Origin of the sequence: Microbacterium kribbense, from assembly GCF_039537285.1 — a bacterium.
Lineage (GTDB): Bacteria > Actinomycetota > Actinomycetes > Actinomycetales > Microbacteriaceae > Microbacterium > Microbacterium kribbense.
In genome coordinates this window covers 1-15,949 of record NZ_BAABAF010000014.1, presented here as the reverse complement: position 1 = coordinate 15,949, position 15,949 = coordinate 1, and the positions used below count along the sequence as shown (strand labels likewise).

Annotated in this window: 16 protein-coding genes and 1 tRNA gene; 10 read left to right on the top strand and 7 right to left on the bottom strand. The window is 63.8% G+C overall.

Going from position 1 to position 15,949, the window contains the following annotated elements; genetic code table 11:
* The first annotated feature begins 90 nt into the window (after nucleotides 1–90).
* Nucleotides 91–999 carry an NUDIX domain-containing protein gene (locus ABD705_RS15610; protein ID WP_344785248.1) on the top strand — a complete coding sequence of 303 codons (909 nt, stop codon included), beginning with the start codon at nucleotides 91–93 and terminating at the stop codon, nucleotides 997–999.
* Between the two features lie 57 nt (nucleotides 1,000–1,056).
* Here the strand turns inward: ABD705_RS15610 and ABD705_RS15605 are convergent, their stop codons facing one another.
* Nucleotides 1,057–1,431, bottom strand: coding sequence for an RNA-binding S4 domain-containing protein (locus ABD705_RS15605; protein WP_344785246.1), 375 nt, complete (start codon nucleotides 1,429–1,431; stop codon nucleotides 1,057–1,059).
* A complete protein-coding gene (locus ABD705_RS15600) occupies nucleotides 1,428–2,120 on the bottom strand; it encodes a lysoplasmalogenase (protein ID WP_344785244.1) in 693 nt (230 codons plus the stop codon). The genes ABD705_RS15605 and ABD705_RS15600 overlap by 4 nt, the downstream gene beginning before the upstream one ends.
* A gap of 41 nt (nucleotides 2,121–2,161) precedes the next feature.
* On the opposite strand from ABD705_RS15600, the gene ABD705_RS15595 reads away from it, so the two are divergent.
* Nucleotides 2,162–3,334 carry a low temperature requirement protein A gene (locus ABD705_RS15595; protein WP_344785242.1) on the top strand — a complete coding sequence of 391 codons (1,173 nt, stop codon included), beginning with the start codon at nucleotides 2,162–2,164 and terminating at the stop codon, nucleotides 3,332–3,334.
* Here ABD705_RS15595 and ABD705_RS15590 read toward each other — a convergent pair.
* The gene (locus tag ABD705_RS15590) at nucleotides 3,319–3,909 is read right to left on the bottom strand and encodes a GNAT family N-acetyltransferase (protein WP_344785241.1); all 591 of its coding nucleotides are present in this window, start codon (nucleotides 3,907–3,909) and stop codon (nucleotides 3,319–3,321) included. The two genes, ABD705_RS15595 and ABD705_RS15590, sit on opposite strands and share 16 nt — an antisense overlap.
* Nucleotides 3,910–4,009: 100 nt before the next feature.
* Between ABD705_RS15590 and ABD705_RS15585 the strand changes: the two genes are divergently transcribed.
* From ABD705_RS15585 to ABD705_RS15575, 3 genes are all read left to right on the top strand, one after another.
* Nucleotides 4,010–4,083 (top strand) — tRNA-Pro (locus ABD705_RS15585).
* A 194-nt stretch (nucleotides 4,084–4,277) separates the two neighbouring features.
* Nucleotides 4,278–4,511: a hypothetical protein gene (locus ABD705_RS15580; protein ID WP_344785239.1), complete on the top strand. Its 234-nt coding sequence runs from the start codon at nucleotides 4,278–4,280 to the stop codon at nucleotides 4,509–4,511.
* A gap of 41 nt (nucleotides 4,512–4,552) precedes the next feature.
* Nucleotides 4,553–5,818 (top strand): hypothetical protein, encoded by a 1,266-nt coding sequence (locus tag ABD705_RS15575; RefSeq protein ID WP_344785237.1) that lies wholly within the window; start codon nucleotides 4,553–4,555, stop codon nucleotides 5,816–5,818.
* Here the strand turns inward: ABD705_RS15575 and ABD705_RS15570 are convergent.
* A complete protein-coding gene (locus ABD705_RS15570) occupies nucleotides 5,815–6,705 on the bottom strand; it encodes an LURP-one-related family protein (protein WP_344785235.1) in 891 nt (296 codons plus the stop codon). The two genes, ABD705_RS15575 and ABD705_RS15570, sit on opposite strands and share 4 nt — an antisense overlap.
* 56 nt (nucleotides 6,706–6,761) lie before the next feature.
* Here ABD705_RS15570 and ABD705_RS15565 point away from each other — a divergent pair, with 56 nt between their 5' ends.
* On the top strand, nucleotides 6,762–7,685 hold the full coding sequence (locus tag ABD705_RS15565; protein WP_344785233.1) for a hypothetical protein: 924 nt from the start codon (nucleotides 6,762–6,764) through the stop codon (nucleotides 7,683–7,685).
* Nucleotides 7,686–7,694: 9 nt separating this feature from the next.
* On the top strand, nucleotides 7,695–8,441 hold the full coding sequence (locus tag ABD705_RS15560; RefSeq protein WP_344785231.1) for a hypothetical protein: 747 nt from the start codon (nucleotides 7,695–7,697) through the stop codon (nucleotides 8,439–8,441).
* Between the two features lie 146 nt (nucleotides 8,442–8,587).
* Here the strand turns inward: ABD705_RS15560 and ABD705_RS15555 are convergent, their stop codons facing one another.
* Complete coding sequence (locus ABD705_RS15555) at nucleotides 8,588–9,886, bottom strand: serine/threonine-protein kinase (RefSeq protein WP_344785229.1); 1,299 nt, start codon at nucleotides 9,884–9,886, stop codon at nucleotides 8,588–8,590.
* Between the two features lie 175 nt (nucleotides 9,887–10,061).
* On the opposite strand from ABD705_RS15555, the gene ABD705_RS15550 reads away from it, so the two are divergent.
* Both ABD705_RS15550 and ABD705_RS15545 read left to right on the top strand, forming a co-directional pair.
* Nucleotides 10,062–10,925, top strand: coding sequence for a Mu transposase domain-containing protein (locus tag ABD705_RS15550; RefSeq protein WP_344785227.1), 864 nt, complete (start codon nucleotides 10,062–10,064; stop codon nucleotides 10,923–10,925).
* Nucleotides 10,922–11,692: an ATP-binding protein gene (locus tag ABD705_RS15545; RefSeq protein WP_344785225.1), complete on the top strand. Its 771-nt coding sequence runs from the start codon at nucleotides 10,922–10,924 to the stop codon at nucleotides 11,690–11,692. Before ABD705_RS15550 ends, ABD705_RS15545 begins: the two co-directional genes overlap by 4 nt.
* Nucleotides 11,693–11,846: 154 nt before the next feature.
* Here the strand turns inward: ABD705_RS15545 and ABD705_RS15540 are convergent, their stop codons facing one another.
* Together ABD705_RS15540 and ABD705_RS15535 are read right to left on the bottom strand one after the other, a co-directional pair.
* Complete coding sequence (locus tag ABD705_RS15540) at nucleotides 11,847–13,880, bottom strand: family 16 glycosylhydrolase (RefSeq protein WP_344785283.1); 2,034 nt, start codon at nucleotides 13,878–13,880, stop codon at nucleotides 11,847–11,849.
* A gap of 134 nt (nucleotides 13,881–14,014) precedes the next feature.
* Nucleotides 14,015–14,884 carry a glycosyltransferase family 32 protein gene (locus ABD705_RS15535; RefSeq protein WP_344785223.1) on the bottom strand — a complete coding sequence of 290 codons (870 nt, stop codon included), beginning with the start codon at nucleotides 14,882–14,884 and terminating at the stop codon, nucleotides 14,015–14,017.
* Between the two features lie 749 nt (nucleotides 14,885–15,633).
* On the opposite strand from ABD705_RS15535, the gene ABD705_RS15530 reads away from it, so the two are divergent.
* Nucleotides 15,634–15,873, top strand: coding sequence for a hypothetical protein (locus ABD705_RS15530; RefSeq protein WP_344785221.1), 240 nt, complete (start codon nucleotides 15,634–15,636; stop codon nucleotides 15,871–15,873).
* The last annotated feature ends 76 nt before the right edge of the window (nucleotides 15,874–15,949 follow it).

Here is a 15,949-nt window from a genome sequence, read left to right as displayed (position 1 = left end):
GTTCCTCCTCCGGTCGCCGCGCGAGCGAAGCGAGTCGAAACGGTCGGCGGGGATGGGTCCGGCCTCCCGTCATTGTGACAGGCTGGGCCTGTGAGGATCGAGTATCCCGAATTCGAGCGCCGGCGTCCGCTCGGTCCGCGTGACCCGGGGGATGCCTGGGTCATCACCGACGCGGGCGAACGGTACTGGGGGCGCTTCGGCGCCGCGGGCCTGCTCGCCGTCGATCACGACCGCGGCGTGCTGCTGCAGCACCGGGTCTCGTGGAGTCACCACGGCAACACGTGGGCCCTGCCCGGCGGTGCGCGGCATCAGGGCGAATCGGCCGAGGACGGCGCGATCCGTGAGGCGCAGGAAGAAGCCGGCGTGCCCGACGGCGCGGTGCGGGCGCGGGCCGAGAGCGTGCTCGATCTGGATGTCTGGACCTACACGACTCTGATCGGCGACGTGGTCGCCCCGTTCGAGCCGGTGATCAGCGACCCGGAGAGCCGGGCGCTGGAGTGGGTGCCGATCGATCAGGTGACCGAGCGCCCGCTGCATCCGGGCTTCGCCGACTCGTGGACGCGGCTGCGCGGGCTGCTCGAGGTGCGCCCGGCGATCGTGGTGGATGCCGCGAACGTCGTCGGCTCGGTGCCGGACGGCTGGTGGCGTGATCGCGCCGGCGCCGCCGGGCGGCTGATCGCCGACATCGCGGCGCTGCGGCAGCAGGGGGTGGATGCCACGGCCCTGGGGCTGCCGGTGACCACGTGGTTCCCCGAGATCTCGATCGTCGTGGAGGGACAGGCCAAGGCGGTGGCGGATGCCACCGGCGTGCGCGTGGTGCGGGCCGAGGCATCCGGTGACGACGCGATCGTCGCCGAGGCCGCGCGCCTGGCCGAGGCGGGCCGCACCGTGACCGTGGTGACCAGCGACCGCGGCCTCACGGCGCGTGTGGTCGCGCTGGGCGCGGCCGTGCACGGCACCAGCTGGCTGCGCGCCCTGCTGCCCACTTCCGGTCGTTGAGCCCTTCCCGCCCGCTGAGCGGGCGGAGCGAGTCGACACGTGAACGCCCGGCCCCGCCTACTCGCCCCCGCCCGACCGCCCGCGCAGCCGGTCGATGTCGCGCCGCTCGCGCTTGGTCGGCCGGCCGGCACCGCGATCGCGCTCGGCGAGCTTGGGCATCGGCTCGCGCACCGGAGTGCGGTCCTCCATCGCGAGCGCGGCCAGGGGGGCGCCGACGCGTTTGACCAGCAGTCGGCGCACGATCATGATCCGGTCGAATCCGGCGATCCGCACCCGCACCTCGTCGCCGATCTTCACATGCTGGGCGGCCTTGGTGCGCTCGCCGCCGATGCGCACATGCCCGGCCCGGCATGCGGTGGTCGCGGCCGAGCGGGTCTTGAAGACGCGCACCGCCCACAGCCAGGCATCCACCCGCACCGACTCGGCCATCATGCCTCCCGTCGGCGCAGCGATGCGAGCACGCCGGCGGCGATCAGCCCCTGCCCGGCGGCGTAGGTCGCCATCACGAGCGGGCTCGTCCAGTCCGGCATCGCGTCGGGCAGGAACAGCCGGAACGCCAGCAGGGTGTCGCTGGCCAGGAACAGCACCGCCCCGACTGCGACGGTCGGCGAGCAGCGCAGCGCGAATGCCGTGGTCGCGCCCAGCAGCAGGCCATAGATCGCGACGGCGACCAGCAGCGCGCCGGTGTGCGGCGCCAGCACGAGCACCATGCCGACCCACCAGGCCAGCAGCAGGACGGCCCACCAGCCGAATCGCCGCCGCCGCACGTGCCGGGCGAACAGCAGGATGTAGCACAGGTGTGCGATGCCGAAGAACGCCAGCATCATCGGCAGGGTGGGCAGGAACGGCACGAACGTGCCGGCGCCGTCGCCGAGCCACGAGAATCCGATCGCGAGGAGGAGCAGCGCCAGCGGCGCGCTGGCGCGCACCCCGGCGGCGCCGGCCAGCACCGCGAAGGCGAGCAGCGGCATGAGCAGCAGCTTGGTGGGGGCGGCGACCGCGGGCCACGGCACCGCGAGGGCGACCACGTGCAGCACCGCCACGAGGATGAACGGCAGAGCGGCCCACCGGGCGACACGGGGGCGGCGCATGCCGGTTGCGGCATCCATGTCAGCGGTCACGGCACTCCTTCGTCGTGGGAATCCCATCGTATGCTCACACTGTGACACCGACTCGTGGGGCGTTCGGACTGTCCCGAATGACGTCCCGCGACAGTGGCCAACCGCACCGGGCCGCGTCGCCGCTCGAGCTGCTGTTCGACCTGGTGTTCGTGATCGCGGTGTCGCAGTCGGCCGGCACTCTGCACGAGCTGCTCAGCGCCGGGCACGTCGGCCAGGGCGTGCTGGCCTATCTGATGGTGTTCTTCGCGGTGTGGTGGGCGTGGATGAACTTCACCTGGTTCGCGTCGGCCTTCGACACGGACGACTGGGCCTACCGCGTGATGACCATCGTGCAGATGGGCGGCGTGCTGGTGCTGGCGGCCGGAGTGCACGACGCCATGGCCTCGTATGACTTCACTCTGGTGACCTGGGGCTATGTCATCATGCGGCTGGCGATGGTGGGGCAGTGGCTGCGGGCTGCGGCATCCGACCCGCACCGGCGGCGCACGGCGCTGGCCTTCGCGATCGGCATCGCCGTGGTGCAGGTGCTGTGGGTGGCGCGCATCTACCTGCTCGACGTGCAGTGGCAGTTCATCACGTTCTTCGTGCTGATGGCGGCTGAGATGGTCGTGCCGGTCATCGCCGAGCGGCAAGGCCGCACGGCGTGGCATCCGCATCACATCGCGGATCGGTATGGATGCTTCACCCTGATTCTGCTCGGCGAGAGCGTGCTCTCGTCGGCGACCGGCATCTTCGCGGCCCGCGGGCAGGGCGCGCATGTGCTGGCGCTGGTCGGGTTCGCCGCCGCGGGGCTGGTGATCGCCGCCGGGATGTGGTGGGTGTACTTCTCGCGCACGCACGGCGAGCTGCTGGCGGCGACCGGTCGGGGTTTCGGCTTCGGGTACGCGCACTACGTCGTCTTCGCCGCGGCGGGTGCGGTGTCGGCCGGCATCGCGGTGAGCGTGGATGCCGCCGCCGACGCGACGGCGCTGGCGGCACCGGCCGTGGCGGCTGCGTCGGCCGTGCCGGTCGGGGTGTTCGTCCTGGCGGTGTGGGGCATGCTGCTGCGTCCGGCGATCTCTCGGCGCGCGTCGGTGCTCGTCGCGGTGCTGGGCGCGGCCGTTCTGGCCGCCGCGTTGGTGCCTTTCGTCGCGGTGGCGGCGATCGTGCTGCTGCTGGCGGTCGTGGTGGTCGTGCTCGAGGTGGACGGGCAGCGCCGTCAGCGCGCCGGCTGAGCCAGATCGAGCTCGACGATCACCCGGTGCGGGTTGGGGCGGGCGACCTCGCGGAAGCCGGCGGCGACGAACACCGACAGGATGCCGATGTACAGGTCGTTGACCGGCGTCTTCTTCGCCGTGGTGTCGGTCGGGTAGGCCTCGAGCACGCGTGCACCGTGCGCGCGGGCGTGCTCGATCGCCGCGGCCAGCAGTCTGGCGTTCAGCCCCTGCCGGCGGTACTCGCGGCGCACGACGAAGCAACTGACGGCCCAGACGTCCGGGTCGTCCCAGTCGTGGGGCGATGCGGCGAACGCGCGGGTGCGGGCGAGGCGGGGCTGGGCCGGGCGGGGCCCGACGCGCACCCAGCCGGCGGCTTCGCCGTCGACATAGGCGATCAGCGCGGGGGCGGGCGAGGTGCCCAGTTCGTCGTGCAGCAGCTGTTCACGCTGCCGCCGGGTGGTGGCCTGCCAGTCCTTGTTCGGCATCATCCACCATTGGCACTGGCAGCCGGCCCCGTCACCGCCCCCGCCGAGTGCGTGTTCGGCGTCTTCGAACCGGGCCTGCGTGGCGGGTTCGATTGTGATCGTAGACATGCAGGCGAGGCTAGCCGGGGCATCCGACACGGGCAAGGGGGCGGTTCTTGTCGGCCTGCGGACCGGGTAGGATGGGGGAGTTGTCCGCTTCGGCGGGCATCGGGATGTGGCGCAGCTTGGTAGCGCACCTGACTGGGGGTCAGGGGGTCGCAGGTTCAAATCCTGTCATCCCGACAGAAGGGCTGTTGGCAATACTGTTTGCATAACAGCTGGAAGAAATTGAAAATCACGAATGCCCGCTGCAAATTGCAGCGGGCATTCGTGATTTCTGTCTCTTGGGGGAGCGATTCCGACGGACCTCCTCGGGGATTCTGAGCGGAAGTTCCAACCACGCGTCAAGCGTGCGTGGAACGCCTGAGCCCTCAACCGTGTTGGCCGAACAATTCGGCGTCGCGAAGTCCACCATCCTGCGCATCCTTCGCGAAGGCCACGTCGTCGTGCGCCGCCAGCCGATGACGCCGGAGCAGGTGAGCGATGCCGCCCAACTCTACGAGGCAGGGCTGTCGCTCTCGCAGGTCTTGACCGGTGCTGTTTCCACCTTGCTCCGCCATTCCTGCGCTCCTCAAGCTCATGCGTCACCGCAGCGTCGGCGCCTCAGGTAGCGTGGCTGATGTCAGGAACTTCGTCTCGAGAAGGGGTGAGCGTGGTCAGCGAGATCGAGCTGGTCAGCGACGGCGACGGCGTCGCCATCTTTGGCGACCCGCGCGAGGTAGATCTGTTCCTCTCGACCGCCGGTGTGCCGTCGAAGGAGGTCGCACTTCATCAGACCTTCAGTGCCGCGCTTGAAGCCGGGGCGGGTGCCGCCCAAGCTGGATCGCAGATAGCGGCGAACTCGGGGCGATGGGTGAAGCTGACCGAAGAGTCGGCGAAGGCGCTCAAGCTTGGTAAGGCGATGAAGGGCTCGTCCGACGGAGTCTGTCGCGCGATTGCCACCACCAGCAAGGGCAAAGTCACGAAGGTCCTCGAGTTCGTGAAGCCTGGGTCTGTCGGCTCGATGCTCACCAGCCCAGCCATGCTCGCCGGCGCCGCGGGCATCATGGCCCAGCTGGCGATGCAGCAAACGATGGATGAGATCACGGACTATCTCGCCGCCATCGACGAGAAGGTCGACGACATTCTGCGCGCCCAAAAGGACGCAGCGCTGGCGGAAATGATCGGCGTCGGCTTCGTCATCGACGAGGCGATGACCATCCGTGAGCACACTGGGCGCGTCTCGGAGGTCACGTGGTCGAAGGTTCAGGGCTCCTCCCAGACCATCGCAACGACGCAGGCCTATGCGCTTCGCCAGCTCGATGCATTGGCCGAGAAGCTCGAGAAGAAGCAGCGAAACGTCGGCGACGTGGCCGAGGTCGCATCGGCTGCAGAGGCAACCGTCGAGGAGTGGCTCGCGGTCCTGGCTCGCTGTTTCCAGCTCCAAGACGGCCTTGCCGTGCTCGAGCTTGACCGCGTGCTCGACGCCCAGCCTGCCGAACTCGAACGACACCGTGCCGGACTCCAGGCCGCGCGACGCAAGCGGCGTGATCAGATCGCGACCACGACACACAGCTTGCTCGCTCGCATGGACGCGACCGCACGTACGGCAAACCAGAAGGCGCTGCTGCATCCCTTCAAAGCCGGCGGCGTCGTGCGGTCAAGCAATGAGGTCGCCGCGGACGTGGTCGTCTTCAATGAGCGGATCGGTATTGACACCGCTCGAGACGCCATCGAAGCCAAGCGGTGGGTTGTCGCAGTGGGTGAAGCGAAGGACAAGGCGCTGGAAGCCGGAGAAGACGGTGTCGATGCCGTGCGCGGATTCAGCGTGAAGACGTTTGAAGGCGCCAAGTCAGCGAGCGAGAAGCTGTCCCACGAGGTCGTGAAGCGCATGCCGGGGCAGAAGCCCAAGCAGCCTGATGACGAGGCTGAGATCTAGCGAATCCTTCGGCTCCCGTCACTGGCCTGCTTCAGGACCGTATCCACGACGAGTGCGGCGGAAACGACCAGTGTGAGCAACGGATCCTCCAGCGGCCGATGCATCTCGAGCACGTAGTTGTCGGCCTTTGTGAAGTTCTCCTTCCCGAAGCCAGCCCAGGTCTTGGTAATCCGGGCGATCTCGGAACCGTGCGGATCCTGGAGGTTGAAGTCCCACGCTCGCCAGTCTTCGGCGTTGATCGCGCCAAGGGTCACACCGTCCGCTTCCATTCGAAAGCGGACGTTGAACTTGCCGCCAAGCAGCGAAGCCAGGACGCCCAGGCTCTCTTGAATGATGTGTCCTACGAGCGATCCGTCTTCGCGCATGATCGTCACGTTGGACTTCAGCATCGTGGCGGGGCGCGTCAGCATCAGAAGGGGTCGCCCTTCGGCATCGACGATCTGAAGACGCTTGGTTGCGTTCTCCCGGCCAACCGCTAGCCGCGACATACTCGCGCCAAGCTCTCGAACACCGCCCAGGTTTCGTCCGTGCTGGTCGAATACCCCGTATTCCGCCCTCCTCTCGAAAAGCTTCGCCTTCTGGTTGACAACGAGCACCTGCTCCGTGAAGAGCGTTCCTCCGCCTGTACGGGTCGCGTCACCAACACCAAGCTTGCGAACCTGCTTCTGCACTCTCCTGTCGACGGGCACAGCGGGAACGACGGGAGGACTCGCGACCACGGCCACCGGCTGGACGGCCGACTGCGGGGGCGGTGAGGGCACCGGTGCGTCGACCATTTGACGGCCGGAGGAACCAACATGTTCCGTCCACCGGAGGCCATCCCAGTACCGATGCTCGTGCCGACCAAAGGGATCGGGAAACCAACCCGACGGGGACTGATGACTCATGGAATGGAGGTTATCGAGCGCCGACGACAAACGCGAGCAAGCAGAGGGGAGCGCGAGTGCTGAACTGGATCCGACGAGCGCTGAACCTCCCAACAGACGCCGTGCCCGTACCGGCAAGGTCCAAGAAACTCCACCAAGCGGTGCTTGGAGAGGCGGTTGTCTACTTCGCCCATACCGTTCCGACTTCGAAACCCATTGATCTCGGTAAGGCGGCGAAGCAACTCCTTGATACTGAACTCGCAGTGAGCGCAGCGTGGCCATCGGACAGGTCAGCGCGACTGCCTCCGTCCTTGGAGAGGATTGAACGAGACCTGACCCGCCTTCGACAGCTCAAGACATGGACCGACAACCTGAACGGGCTGCCGTCCTTGGTGAGGGGCGTTGTCTCGCATCCGGTGACTGCGTTCCGAGTCCTCCGATTGCTCAATGTAAAGCGCAACGACGTTCCGGACGAGGACGAGGAAAACTCGTCGCTCGAAACTGTGCGTGTCGAGGTCGAGAAGATCCTCGTGGACGCACAGAAGATCACGCTCATGGAGAAAGAGATAGAGGCTGATCTCTTCTGGAGCGAACAAGAGGACCTCGATGCTTATGTGCGGTTGTTCCTGCGCATGACGCAGCACACTATCCGAATCGGTGACAAAGAAAGGTCGATCACTCTTGAGCCTCGGCTGATGCTGCACCGTGAGGGTGTTGTGCAGATTACCGTCGGCATGCATCTACCTCCAGGTTGCACGCCGGCAGATGCGATCGACGCATCCTTCCCAGGATCACCGCTGTTCCACTCGTCGCGAGTGCCCGAGCCGTATGCGTCGCGGGGCGCCAAATGGGCCGGGGGAGAGTGGGCAGAGCAGCAAGAGCGAGGGGTTAGGGTCCGAGTCTTCGAGTATGAGGAACCCGCGTCGCTCTACGACTGGCTGGAAGTTCTTGTCGGTCGAATCTTGCGGGGAATCGGTGCTTTCGTCGGCGGCCCCTTCTAGACCTATCCGATGATTATGGTCCAGGCAGGAGCATGCTGCACAGACTGGGTCGACAGCCACGCCCGGGACGTCGTGCACCTCGCGATCCGCAAGGTCCCGCGCGGCAGCGATCAAATCACACTGGACCCCGGTCCTAACCTGAGCACCCACGCAGGCATGCGAATTCACGCCACCGGCGGCTCTGTGCTGCTGCTTCACTTGCGCGCCTGGCGTGCCGGCATCCTGGACCTCCACCATACCCTGCTGTACGAACGAATCGGGCTTGTCTACGTGCGGCTGCGCAGGCTGGAACAGTGGATCTCAGACTTCCAGACGGGCAAGCGAGACATATTGCGCACTTACCACAGAGTGTTGGAACTGGAGAAGGAAGTGCGTGGCGCGCATCATCGCGCAGGAACGGCACGCGACATCTCTCGCCACGTCGTCACTGCGCTGGGTGCCTTCGAGATTCTCGAAGTTGTCCGCAACGGCGTGAGCATGCTCGGTGAAAGGGCGAGTACGCGCGCGAGCCTACGCGCCGCGCGCGCGGCGAACGGGTTCGCACTGCTCGGGTTGACGGTCGCAATTCTCGCAGCGATTCCGGCGATCCCGTCCATCCTCGCGCTCATAGAGCAGCAGCGCCAGGCCGATCCGGAAGCAGGCTTCTGGTCGCTGATGCAGACCCTCGCAACATCACACTTCTGCTATCCGCCCTCATACTTGGCGCGGCTGTGCTCTATGCCGTGGCGCTCTTCTGCGTGCTCGCATTCCGTGTGATCCGGTACATCGTCAGGTTACGCAAACGGGGGTACATCTCACGAGTTGAAGAGTACAAGAATGTCGTCGACGACCCGGTTGATGCCTGAGCGTGCCAATAGGACGAGATCTCGATGCAACCCCTGATCACCCGCGCTCCGAGAGATCTAGAGCATCCAGCGACGAAGCGTCGTGCTTGAGGGTTCGTTCCAGTCATTTTCGAGGATGGAATGAACATAGCTCTCCGTGGATGACGCAACTACCGCGTTGAGCATGGCCTGCACCGCAGATTCATGCGACAAAGCCTTTAGCCAACGCGCGATGGCGTCGCCGACCGGGTATTGATCGCAGGCTTCCGCTGCAGTGAACAGCGCGTTTGCCAATGACTCTGCGAGGTCAAGCCTTCGTTGGCGCACCAGGTGGCGGAGCACGTCGAGAAGCCACAATAAGGGAGGGCGGAGTCCCTCTCGTTGAAGCCCGCCTACGTCCTGACCGTCTTTCAGGAGATCACACATGCTCTCCGCGAACTGCGTCATCCCCTCCGGATCCGCATCGAACCAAGTGTTCACCGTCGATCGTTCGATACGACGAAGTTCGGGAAGGAACAGAGCACCGTTCCCCCGATGTGCGAGAGCGAAATCGTTGAACGCCTTGACATCGAGCGGGTCATTGAGGAGTCGCTCGAGTTGAGTGCTCAACGGCCCGCTCCCGCCCTCGAGCTCACGCTCAATTGCTTGGAGCATGTCGTCGACGGTCGGATATCGCTGCCCTGGGGCCCTGCGGGTAGCGCGTGTGACCACTGTGCGATATCTCTCGGACGGCAGCGGCACGTACACGGGCGTCGGGAGTTCGCCGGTCATGATCCAGCCCACAATGGCACCGAGGCTGTACACGTCTGTTCGCGGGGTTGCGGAGTGGGCGTCGGCATGTTGCTCGGGAGCGGCCCACCGCTCCGTCCCGACCAGGTTGCCTTGTCGAGTGAGCTCTGCGGTCGTCGATCCTGGCGCGTTACGAGCAACACCGAAGTCCGACACCACCCATCGGGCACCGTTGTTATCGTCGAGCCATAGGATATTCTGCGGCTTCAGATCACGATGGACGCGACCCTCCATATGGAAATTGCGTAGCCCATGAGCCACCGCGCGCACGACAGCGAGCGCGAGCTCCTCACGGTCGCTGAGGGAGAGGCCCTTGATGGCGGGGGTGAGTTCACCGCTTGCGATTGGCATCGTGTACCACTCGCCATCCGGGTCAACGTCGATCACAGGCATAACGTTCGGGCCAGAGGCTGCCCTCATCGCTTCGACCTCACGTGTGAACCTGCGCTCGACGTTCCCCGCGCCACGGCGCATCTTGACCGCGCACTCGATCCCTGTCGTCAGATCGCGGCCACGTCCGACGATTGCGTGTTCGGTGGGTGCACCGAACACGTCGAGGATCTCGTACCGCTCGTTAGGGCTGCTCATGTGCATATTCTCCCCTGATTCGATGTCGCGCAAGCGTCCGACCACGGCCTACGATGACAACCGCAGCTGCCGCGATGGTCGACAAAGGTGAGAGTCTCAAGGCGAGTCATGTTCTAGCCACGCGGCGCAGCCGTACCTGGCATATCGGGAGCTCGCCGCGCACTACTCTGCGGCGGTGCTGCCGGGCAGGGTCCGGAAGCCGAAAGACAAGGCGAGCGTCGAGAACACCGTCGGCAACATCGCCACCCAAATCATCGCTGCGCTCCGGCATCGCTCGTTCCCGTCGCTGCCGGAGCTACGCGAGGCGATCTATGAGCGGATGGATGAATACAACGCGATGCCGTTCGAGAAACGGGCAGGGTCACGCCTGGCGGTGTTCGAGGCAGAGGAGAAGGTGTTGCTGCGTCCGCTGCCTGCAGTCGCCTATGAGATCAGCCGGTGGGTATACGGACGCCGGGTCCGCAAGGACGGCCATGTGGTGTTCGAGCGCAACTTCTACTCCGTCCCTTACGCCTACGTCGGTCGCGGCGTCGACTTGCGGGTGACGGCGACGATGGTGGAGGTGTTCGATGGTGATACGAGGCTGACCAGTCATCTCCTCGCCCCGGCGGGCGTGATCAATGATCATCGCACGCACGATGCCGACTTGCCTGACGGGCCCCGCTACCGCGAGTGGGACGCGCCGCGAGTGCGGGAATGGGCGGGACGGATCGGAGAGAACATCACCGTCCTCGTGGACAGGATCTTCGAGTCGGTCCCTGTCGGTGAGCAAGGACTGGACGCGGCACTGGCCGTGTTGGGGCTCACACGCCTTTTCTCAGCGATCCGGGTCGAAGCGGCGGCGGGTGTTGCGTTGGCGTCGGAGGTCCGGTCGCCGCGTTATGCGCACCTGCGGCCGATCCTCGACACTGGACAGGACGCCCCGCCGGCGCGGCGCAGGCCGAGGTTCGAACCCTCCGATCCCGAGCCAGCAAGTCAGGGTGCGCCGGGCTTCGGCTTCGTTCGCGGCGCGGACTACTACGCGGGAGGTTCGCGATGACCCGGCTGGATGGCGAAACCAAACGGAAACTGCGCGAGATGGGCGTGGTGAGCCTGCTGGACGCGTTCGAGACGCAGGACGACACCCTCACCCTCGGGATGGCCTTCGAAGAGCGCGTCAAGCTCGTCGTTGACGATGCTCACGCCACGTTCACGCACTCGAAGGTCGAAGGTCTCATCCGCAGGGCAGGGCTGCGTTACCCCGACGCGGACCTGCGTCGGGTCGATCTGGTCGAGCAACGGGGACTCGACCGCGCGGCCCTCGCGCAGCTCGGGACGTGTTCGTTCATCGCCCGGCAGCAGAACGTCGTGTTCCAGGGATTCACCGGGTCAGGGAAGTCATATCTCGGATCCGCGCTCGCGAGACAGGCCTGCCAGCACCGCTACCGGGCGCACTACATCCGGATGCCCGATCTCGAGGAGTCCTGGGCGGCCGCGCACGACAAGCCCGGAGGGAGAGAGAAATGGCTTCGGAAGTTCGCTACATTCACGCTCCTCGTGGTCGATGAATGGCTCCTCGACGAGACCGACGACGAGGTCCGCTCCATGCTGCTGGAACTCCTCGAGCGACGTTACGACGCCACATCGACGGTGTTCTGCACTCAATACGCGAAAAAGGACTGGCAATACGCGAAAAAGGACTGGCACCAGCGCTTCGGCGGCGGCGTCCACGCGGACGCGATCATGGACCGCATCGTTCACAACACGATCTGGATCACGACCGGTGACATGAACATGCGCGAGCAGGTCGCCCTGTCCGCGGTCTGATCAACGCTGGTGAGCATCGGCTCTACGGGGCTGGCGCTCACCGGCGCTACTGCCGGCACCGACCGACAATATCGACTGGCACCCAACCGCAATAGTCAGTGGCACCCATACCGTCGAATACTCATTTGAAGAAGAGTCGTGGAGGTAACGTAAACTAGCAGTTCATTACATCCGAAGAGAATCGGACGTGCGGTCTGACATCGGTTCCCAGTGCGGGTCGTATCTCGATAGCACGGATGCCAGCTGTAGAGGGAAGCTTCTTAGCGTCAAGCCGACCTGCGAACTCCTTGGAACGTGAATGCCAGAGATTGAAGTTGAACTGGAGCGGCTGATCGGGAATAGGAGTCGGATTCCACATCGCTCGTTCATACACGATTTCGCCGTCTACGAGCCAGCGAATGGCCTCTGGCTGCCAGTCAATCTCGTAGCTGTGGAAGTCTGCAGCGGCGTCGAAGCCGATATCGATGACGGTCGGTGTCCCGCGGTAGCCGTACTCAAGCTTGGTCCCTTCTGGTCCGGGATTGTAGAAGACATTGACCAGCATTTTGGTGGTGTCCTTGCCTAAGAACTCAATATCAATCTCCTGTCGCGGACCATTTCGGTGCAAGAACATGCCCGTAACCAAACCACGAACCTTTGACGGACGGAACTCGGCGCGGAACCGACCGTAGCGGTAGGGGGCCACGCTAGCGATAGCTCCGGATGTGAGATCGCGCACGACCGCTGACTCCGCACGTAGCTCCAGCCGAACTTCGTCGTCATTTTGAGTTACGTTACTCGGCGTGAAGAGCGCCATGTTGCTCGGGAAAGTGTCATCACGCAACGTCCATATTCGCTCATCGATGCGACTGTTGGTTGTCCAGATGATGTGCGGTGGCGCGGGAACATGCGGATCAGGACTATCTGCCTCCAGAACTACTCGACCTGGCAATCGATGCTTTTCTGGCAATATCCAGGGACCGCTATCAAAAGCAAGGTTGGTGTTCGCGTGGCGAAACGTCGAAGGAGCGGTGTTCCCCAGTGTTCGCATACCAGTGTCGAGCGTGCTCGGGTATGGGAACGCTGGGTACTCCACACCGAGGAGCTCGGCCAGTGCGGCCCACTTGTCTTTTATGTCTGGCGTGAGCCGGAGCACTTGGTTCGGTGTGGCAGCAGGAGTTGGGATCTGTCCCGACGTTGCGATGAATCGTGCGGCGGGATGGGTTGCGGCAATCTGGTCGATTGCATCAGCGTCGAGCGAGCCGATGTTTACGTAGGCGTTAAAGGCCCGGTCTCCCTGACCTACTAGAAGAGCCTCCATTTCTGCAGTCGGCAGACAGTCAAGATCGCTTAGACAAGTGTAACCGATCATTGAGAGAGCTGTACCCAGCGCAGTCAAACCGGTATCAATATCTCCGACAGCAATCACTGGGCCCGGCAGTTGCTTGGCGGTTGGGAGTAGCGGTTTCTCGCGCGTGATTACACCAACCTGAGAAAGAACGGGCAGCACTGAGTATGAGTTCGTAGACGGTTCGTCGATTCGCTGCTCGATAATCGGGCGCGAGGCGGCGTAGGCGTTCATACGCTCGAACTGCAGATTGAGCCATAGGTCTATCGGCCCGAAGACCGGGAGCGCATCAAGCAGTTTCCGTGCACCATCGCGACTAATTACATAGCCAGATGCTTCCCATATGCCGGGGCTATCCAGATGACGTAAGCTCTTACCTGGCGCAACCGGAGCCACATCGCCAACTTCGTTGAAAGCGAGATAGAGCAGGTCGAAACCTTCTCCGTTTTGGGAGTGGTCAAGCGATCGCCAGGTCCGCTCGAGAGCGCCAGCGAATCCGTAACCCATGAAGACGTCGTCCTCTAGCACGAGCGCGCTCGGCACGTCCCCGTCAGCAATGAGCCTCCAGACCTCGATGTGAGAGAGTGCGACCGCGATCTCCTGCTTGGTCATCTGAATTTCGCGAGCACGGGCCTCGGCATCGATCCGCAGTAGCGGATTAGGATCGACAGTCAGCTGATCCGCCAGTGTAAATGTCGGAATCAGCACAGACAGATCTGGACCCGCTTCCATATACCGTGCATCTACGGCTGAGAACCGACGGACAAGTGACGACAGTCGTTCTCCGTTCCGATCGCGAAAGCGGTCGAGCTCTCGCCGTACTCGCCGCCATCTGTCAGGGCGCCGGTCCAGGTTAATCACGTAGATGCGCTGTAGCGCGTCCTTATCAGGTTGGTGAGAGAACGTGACTGCTCTACGCCTGGCGTCGAGCAGCCGTAGTCGTAGTCGCGCGTGATGAATCGCAGTTTGCTTGAAGTTGGCGAATTCGAGCTTATTCACGATCGCTCTTCCTTCTCGCTCCGCGGGATAGTCTCGCCGCGAACCCAGTTCCTCCAGTTGCGTTCGTCATCCCGGTATGCGAGCGGCCACTTACTGACCGCAAAATCATCCCAGTTCATAAGCACTTCGAAGTCGTATGCACCGCCGAGGACATCAATCTCCGCGGCATACTGAACGAGTGCTGTGGTGAGATTGCCGGGACCGGTAAGCGACTGGATACCCCGCGCACCCTGCGGCCGTCTGGTCAGTGCCTCGGTTGCGTTTGCCAATGCCAAGGCGATAACCGGATTTGCCGGGCCGGCGATCAACGGGTTGTTGTTAACGTAGAAGATCCGGCCGTCATATGCTTCATCGGTGATCGCGGAGGCAACGTCAACCATCCCATCGGAGGCAATGTCGTAGCAGAGAGCCTGCACGCGCAGGCGGCCGTCATGAACGAGCGCTTCAAAGTCCCCGCCCTGGTACTCGTCGTCAGCGTCGACATACACGCCACCCTGACGTAAGACGTAGCAGAGCCGGAAATAGTCTGCACGCATCGCTGGATGAGTGCAGGCATCGAACGCAGCCACGTGACTGGTGTCGAGGTGCTTGTTGATAAACCGTCTAGCTGAGCTGTCGTCGAACAGAAGGCGTGTGAATCCGAGTACCTTCATTGGCGCCCAAGTCTCCATACATGCCCGCACGTCGCTTGGGACGTTATCCGCGTCGTCCCAGAACTGCACCAGGACACGAGGCGCAGCATCCTCAGGTGACAGCTGCTGGCGGCTGTGGTCACCCAAAAGCTGCCGAACATACTGTGACCTCAAATGGTCGTCGGCGGCAATCTCTGTAGGGCTATGGTGTGGCGATTCTTTGGTGGGGTCCATGTTCTATCGGTGAGTATGAGCGGACGGTTATATTCAGTCAACCTCTACCACGGTAGCGGCGTCGCAGTGGGCTTTTCGCATAGCTACGTCCCGTCGTGGCTGCGCACCGTCCAACGCTCCTTTGAGCCTGCCGGTGACCGTAATTTCAAGCCGGTCTTGAGAAGTGCCACTCGCATCGTCTCCTGATTCACCTTCAGTCGTTCGGCAACCTGCGAGAGCGAGACCCCAGACTCATAGAGCTTTGCTGTTCACTCACCTGTTCCGGCGTCATAGGCTGGCGACGAACGACGATGTTGTCGGTTCGCAGGATGCCGAGGATGGTGGACTTAGCGACGCGGTACTCGTCGGCTAGTGATGTTGATGTCTCACCCGCTTCGTACCGCGTGATCACGTCACTGCGCGCGTCGTCGCTGAGATGCGTCCACTTGTGCCGCGCCGCAGGTGGTTTTCGAGTCTGTGAAGAATCCCTGGTCGTGGTGGGGATCCGGTGTAAATCCGCGGCTCCCGCCCCTGTTGATGAATTCTTTGAACAGAGGTTAACAAGGTCGACAGAAAAACCCAGGTGAGAATTTCTTTGCCTGGGTGTTGTCGTATCTGTCCAGTCTGCGCACTGCGGTGCCGACCGCATCACGGTTCCTCTCTGCCGGGACGGCGATGGGCTTCAAGGGCGAATCAATCAACCCTTCGCCGGACCAGGTCCGCCGTTGCTCGGACGAACCCCTGGTCGGCACCCGCTGTAGGGTGGGGTCGTGCGTCGGCGGAGCGTATTGCTGCGGGTCGGATGGTGGTGCCTGCTGGTCGTGAGCGTAGGCATTCTGGGTTTCGGCGCCGTCATCGCGATCGCCCCTCCGAGGGGTGCCGACGCCCTGCTGTACCGCGCCGATGGGCTCGCCTCGGTAGGGCTCGGGTTGTTCGGCGGACTGCTGGCGGTCATCCCGTTCCGGCGCCGGGAACGCTGGGCGTGGTTGTCTGTGATCGACTGCGTGTAGGCCGTTTCGGCGGGGGTTTCCTGCCGGCTCGGCGGCCGGTTTCCGGCCGTTTGAGCAACAAGAATCCGGCCATTCT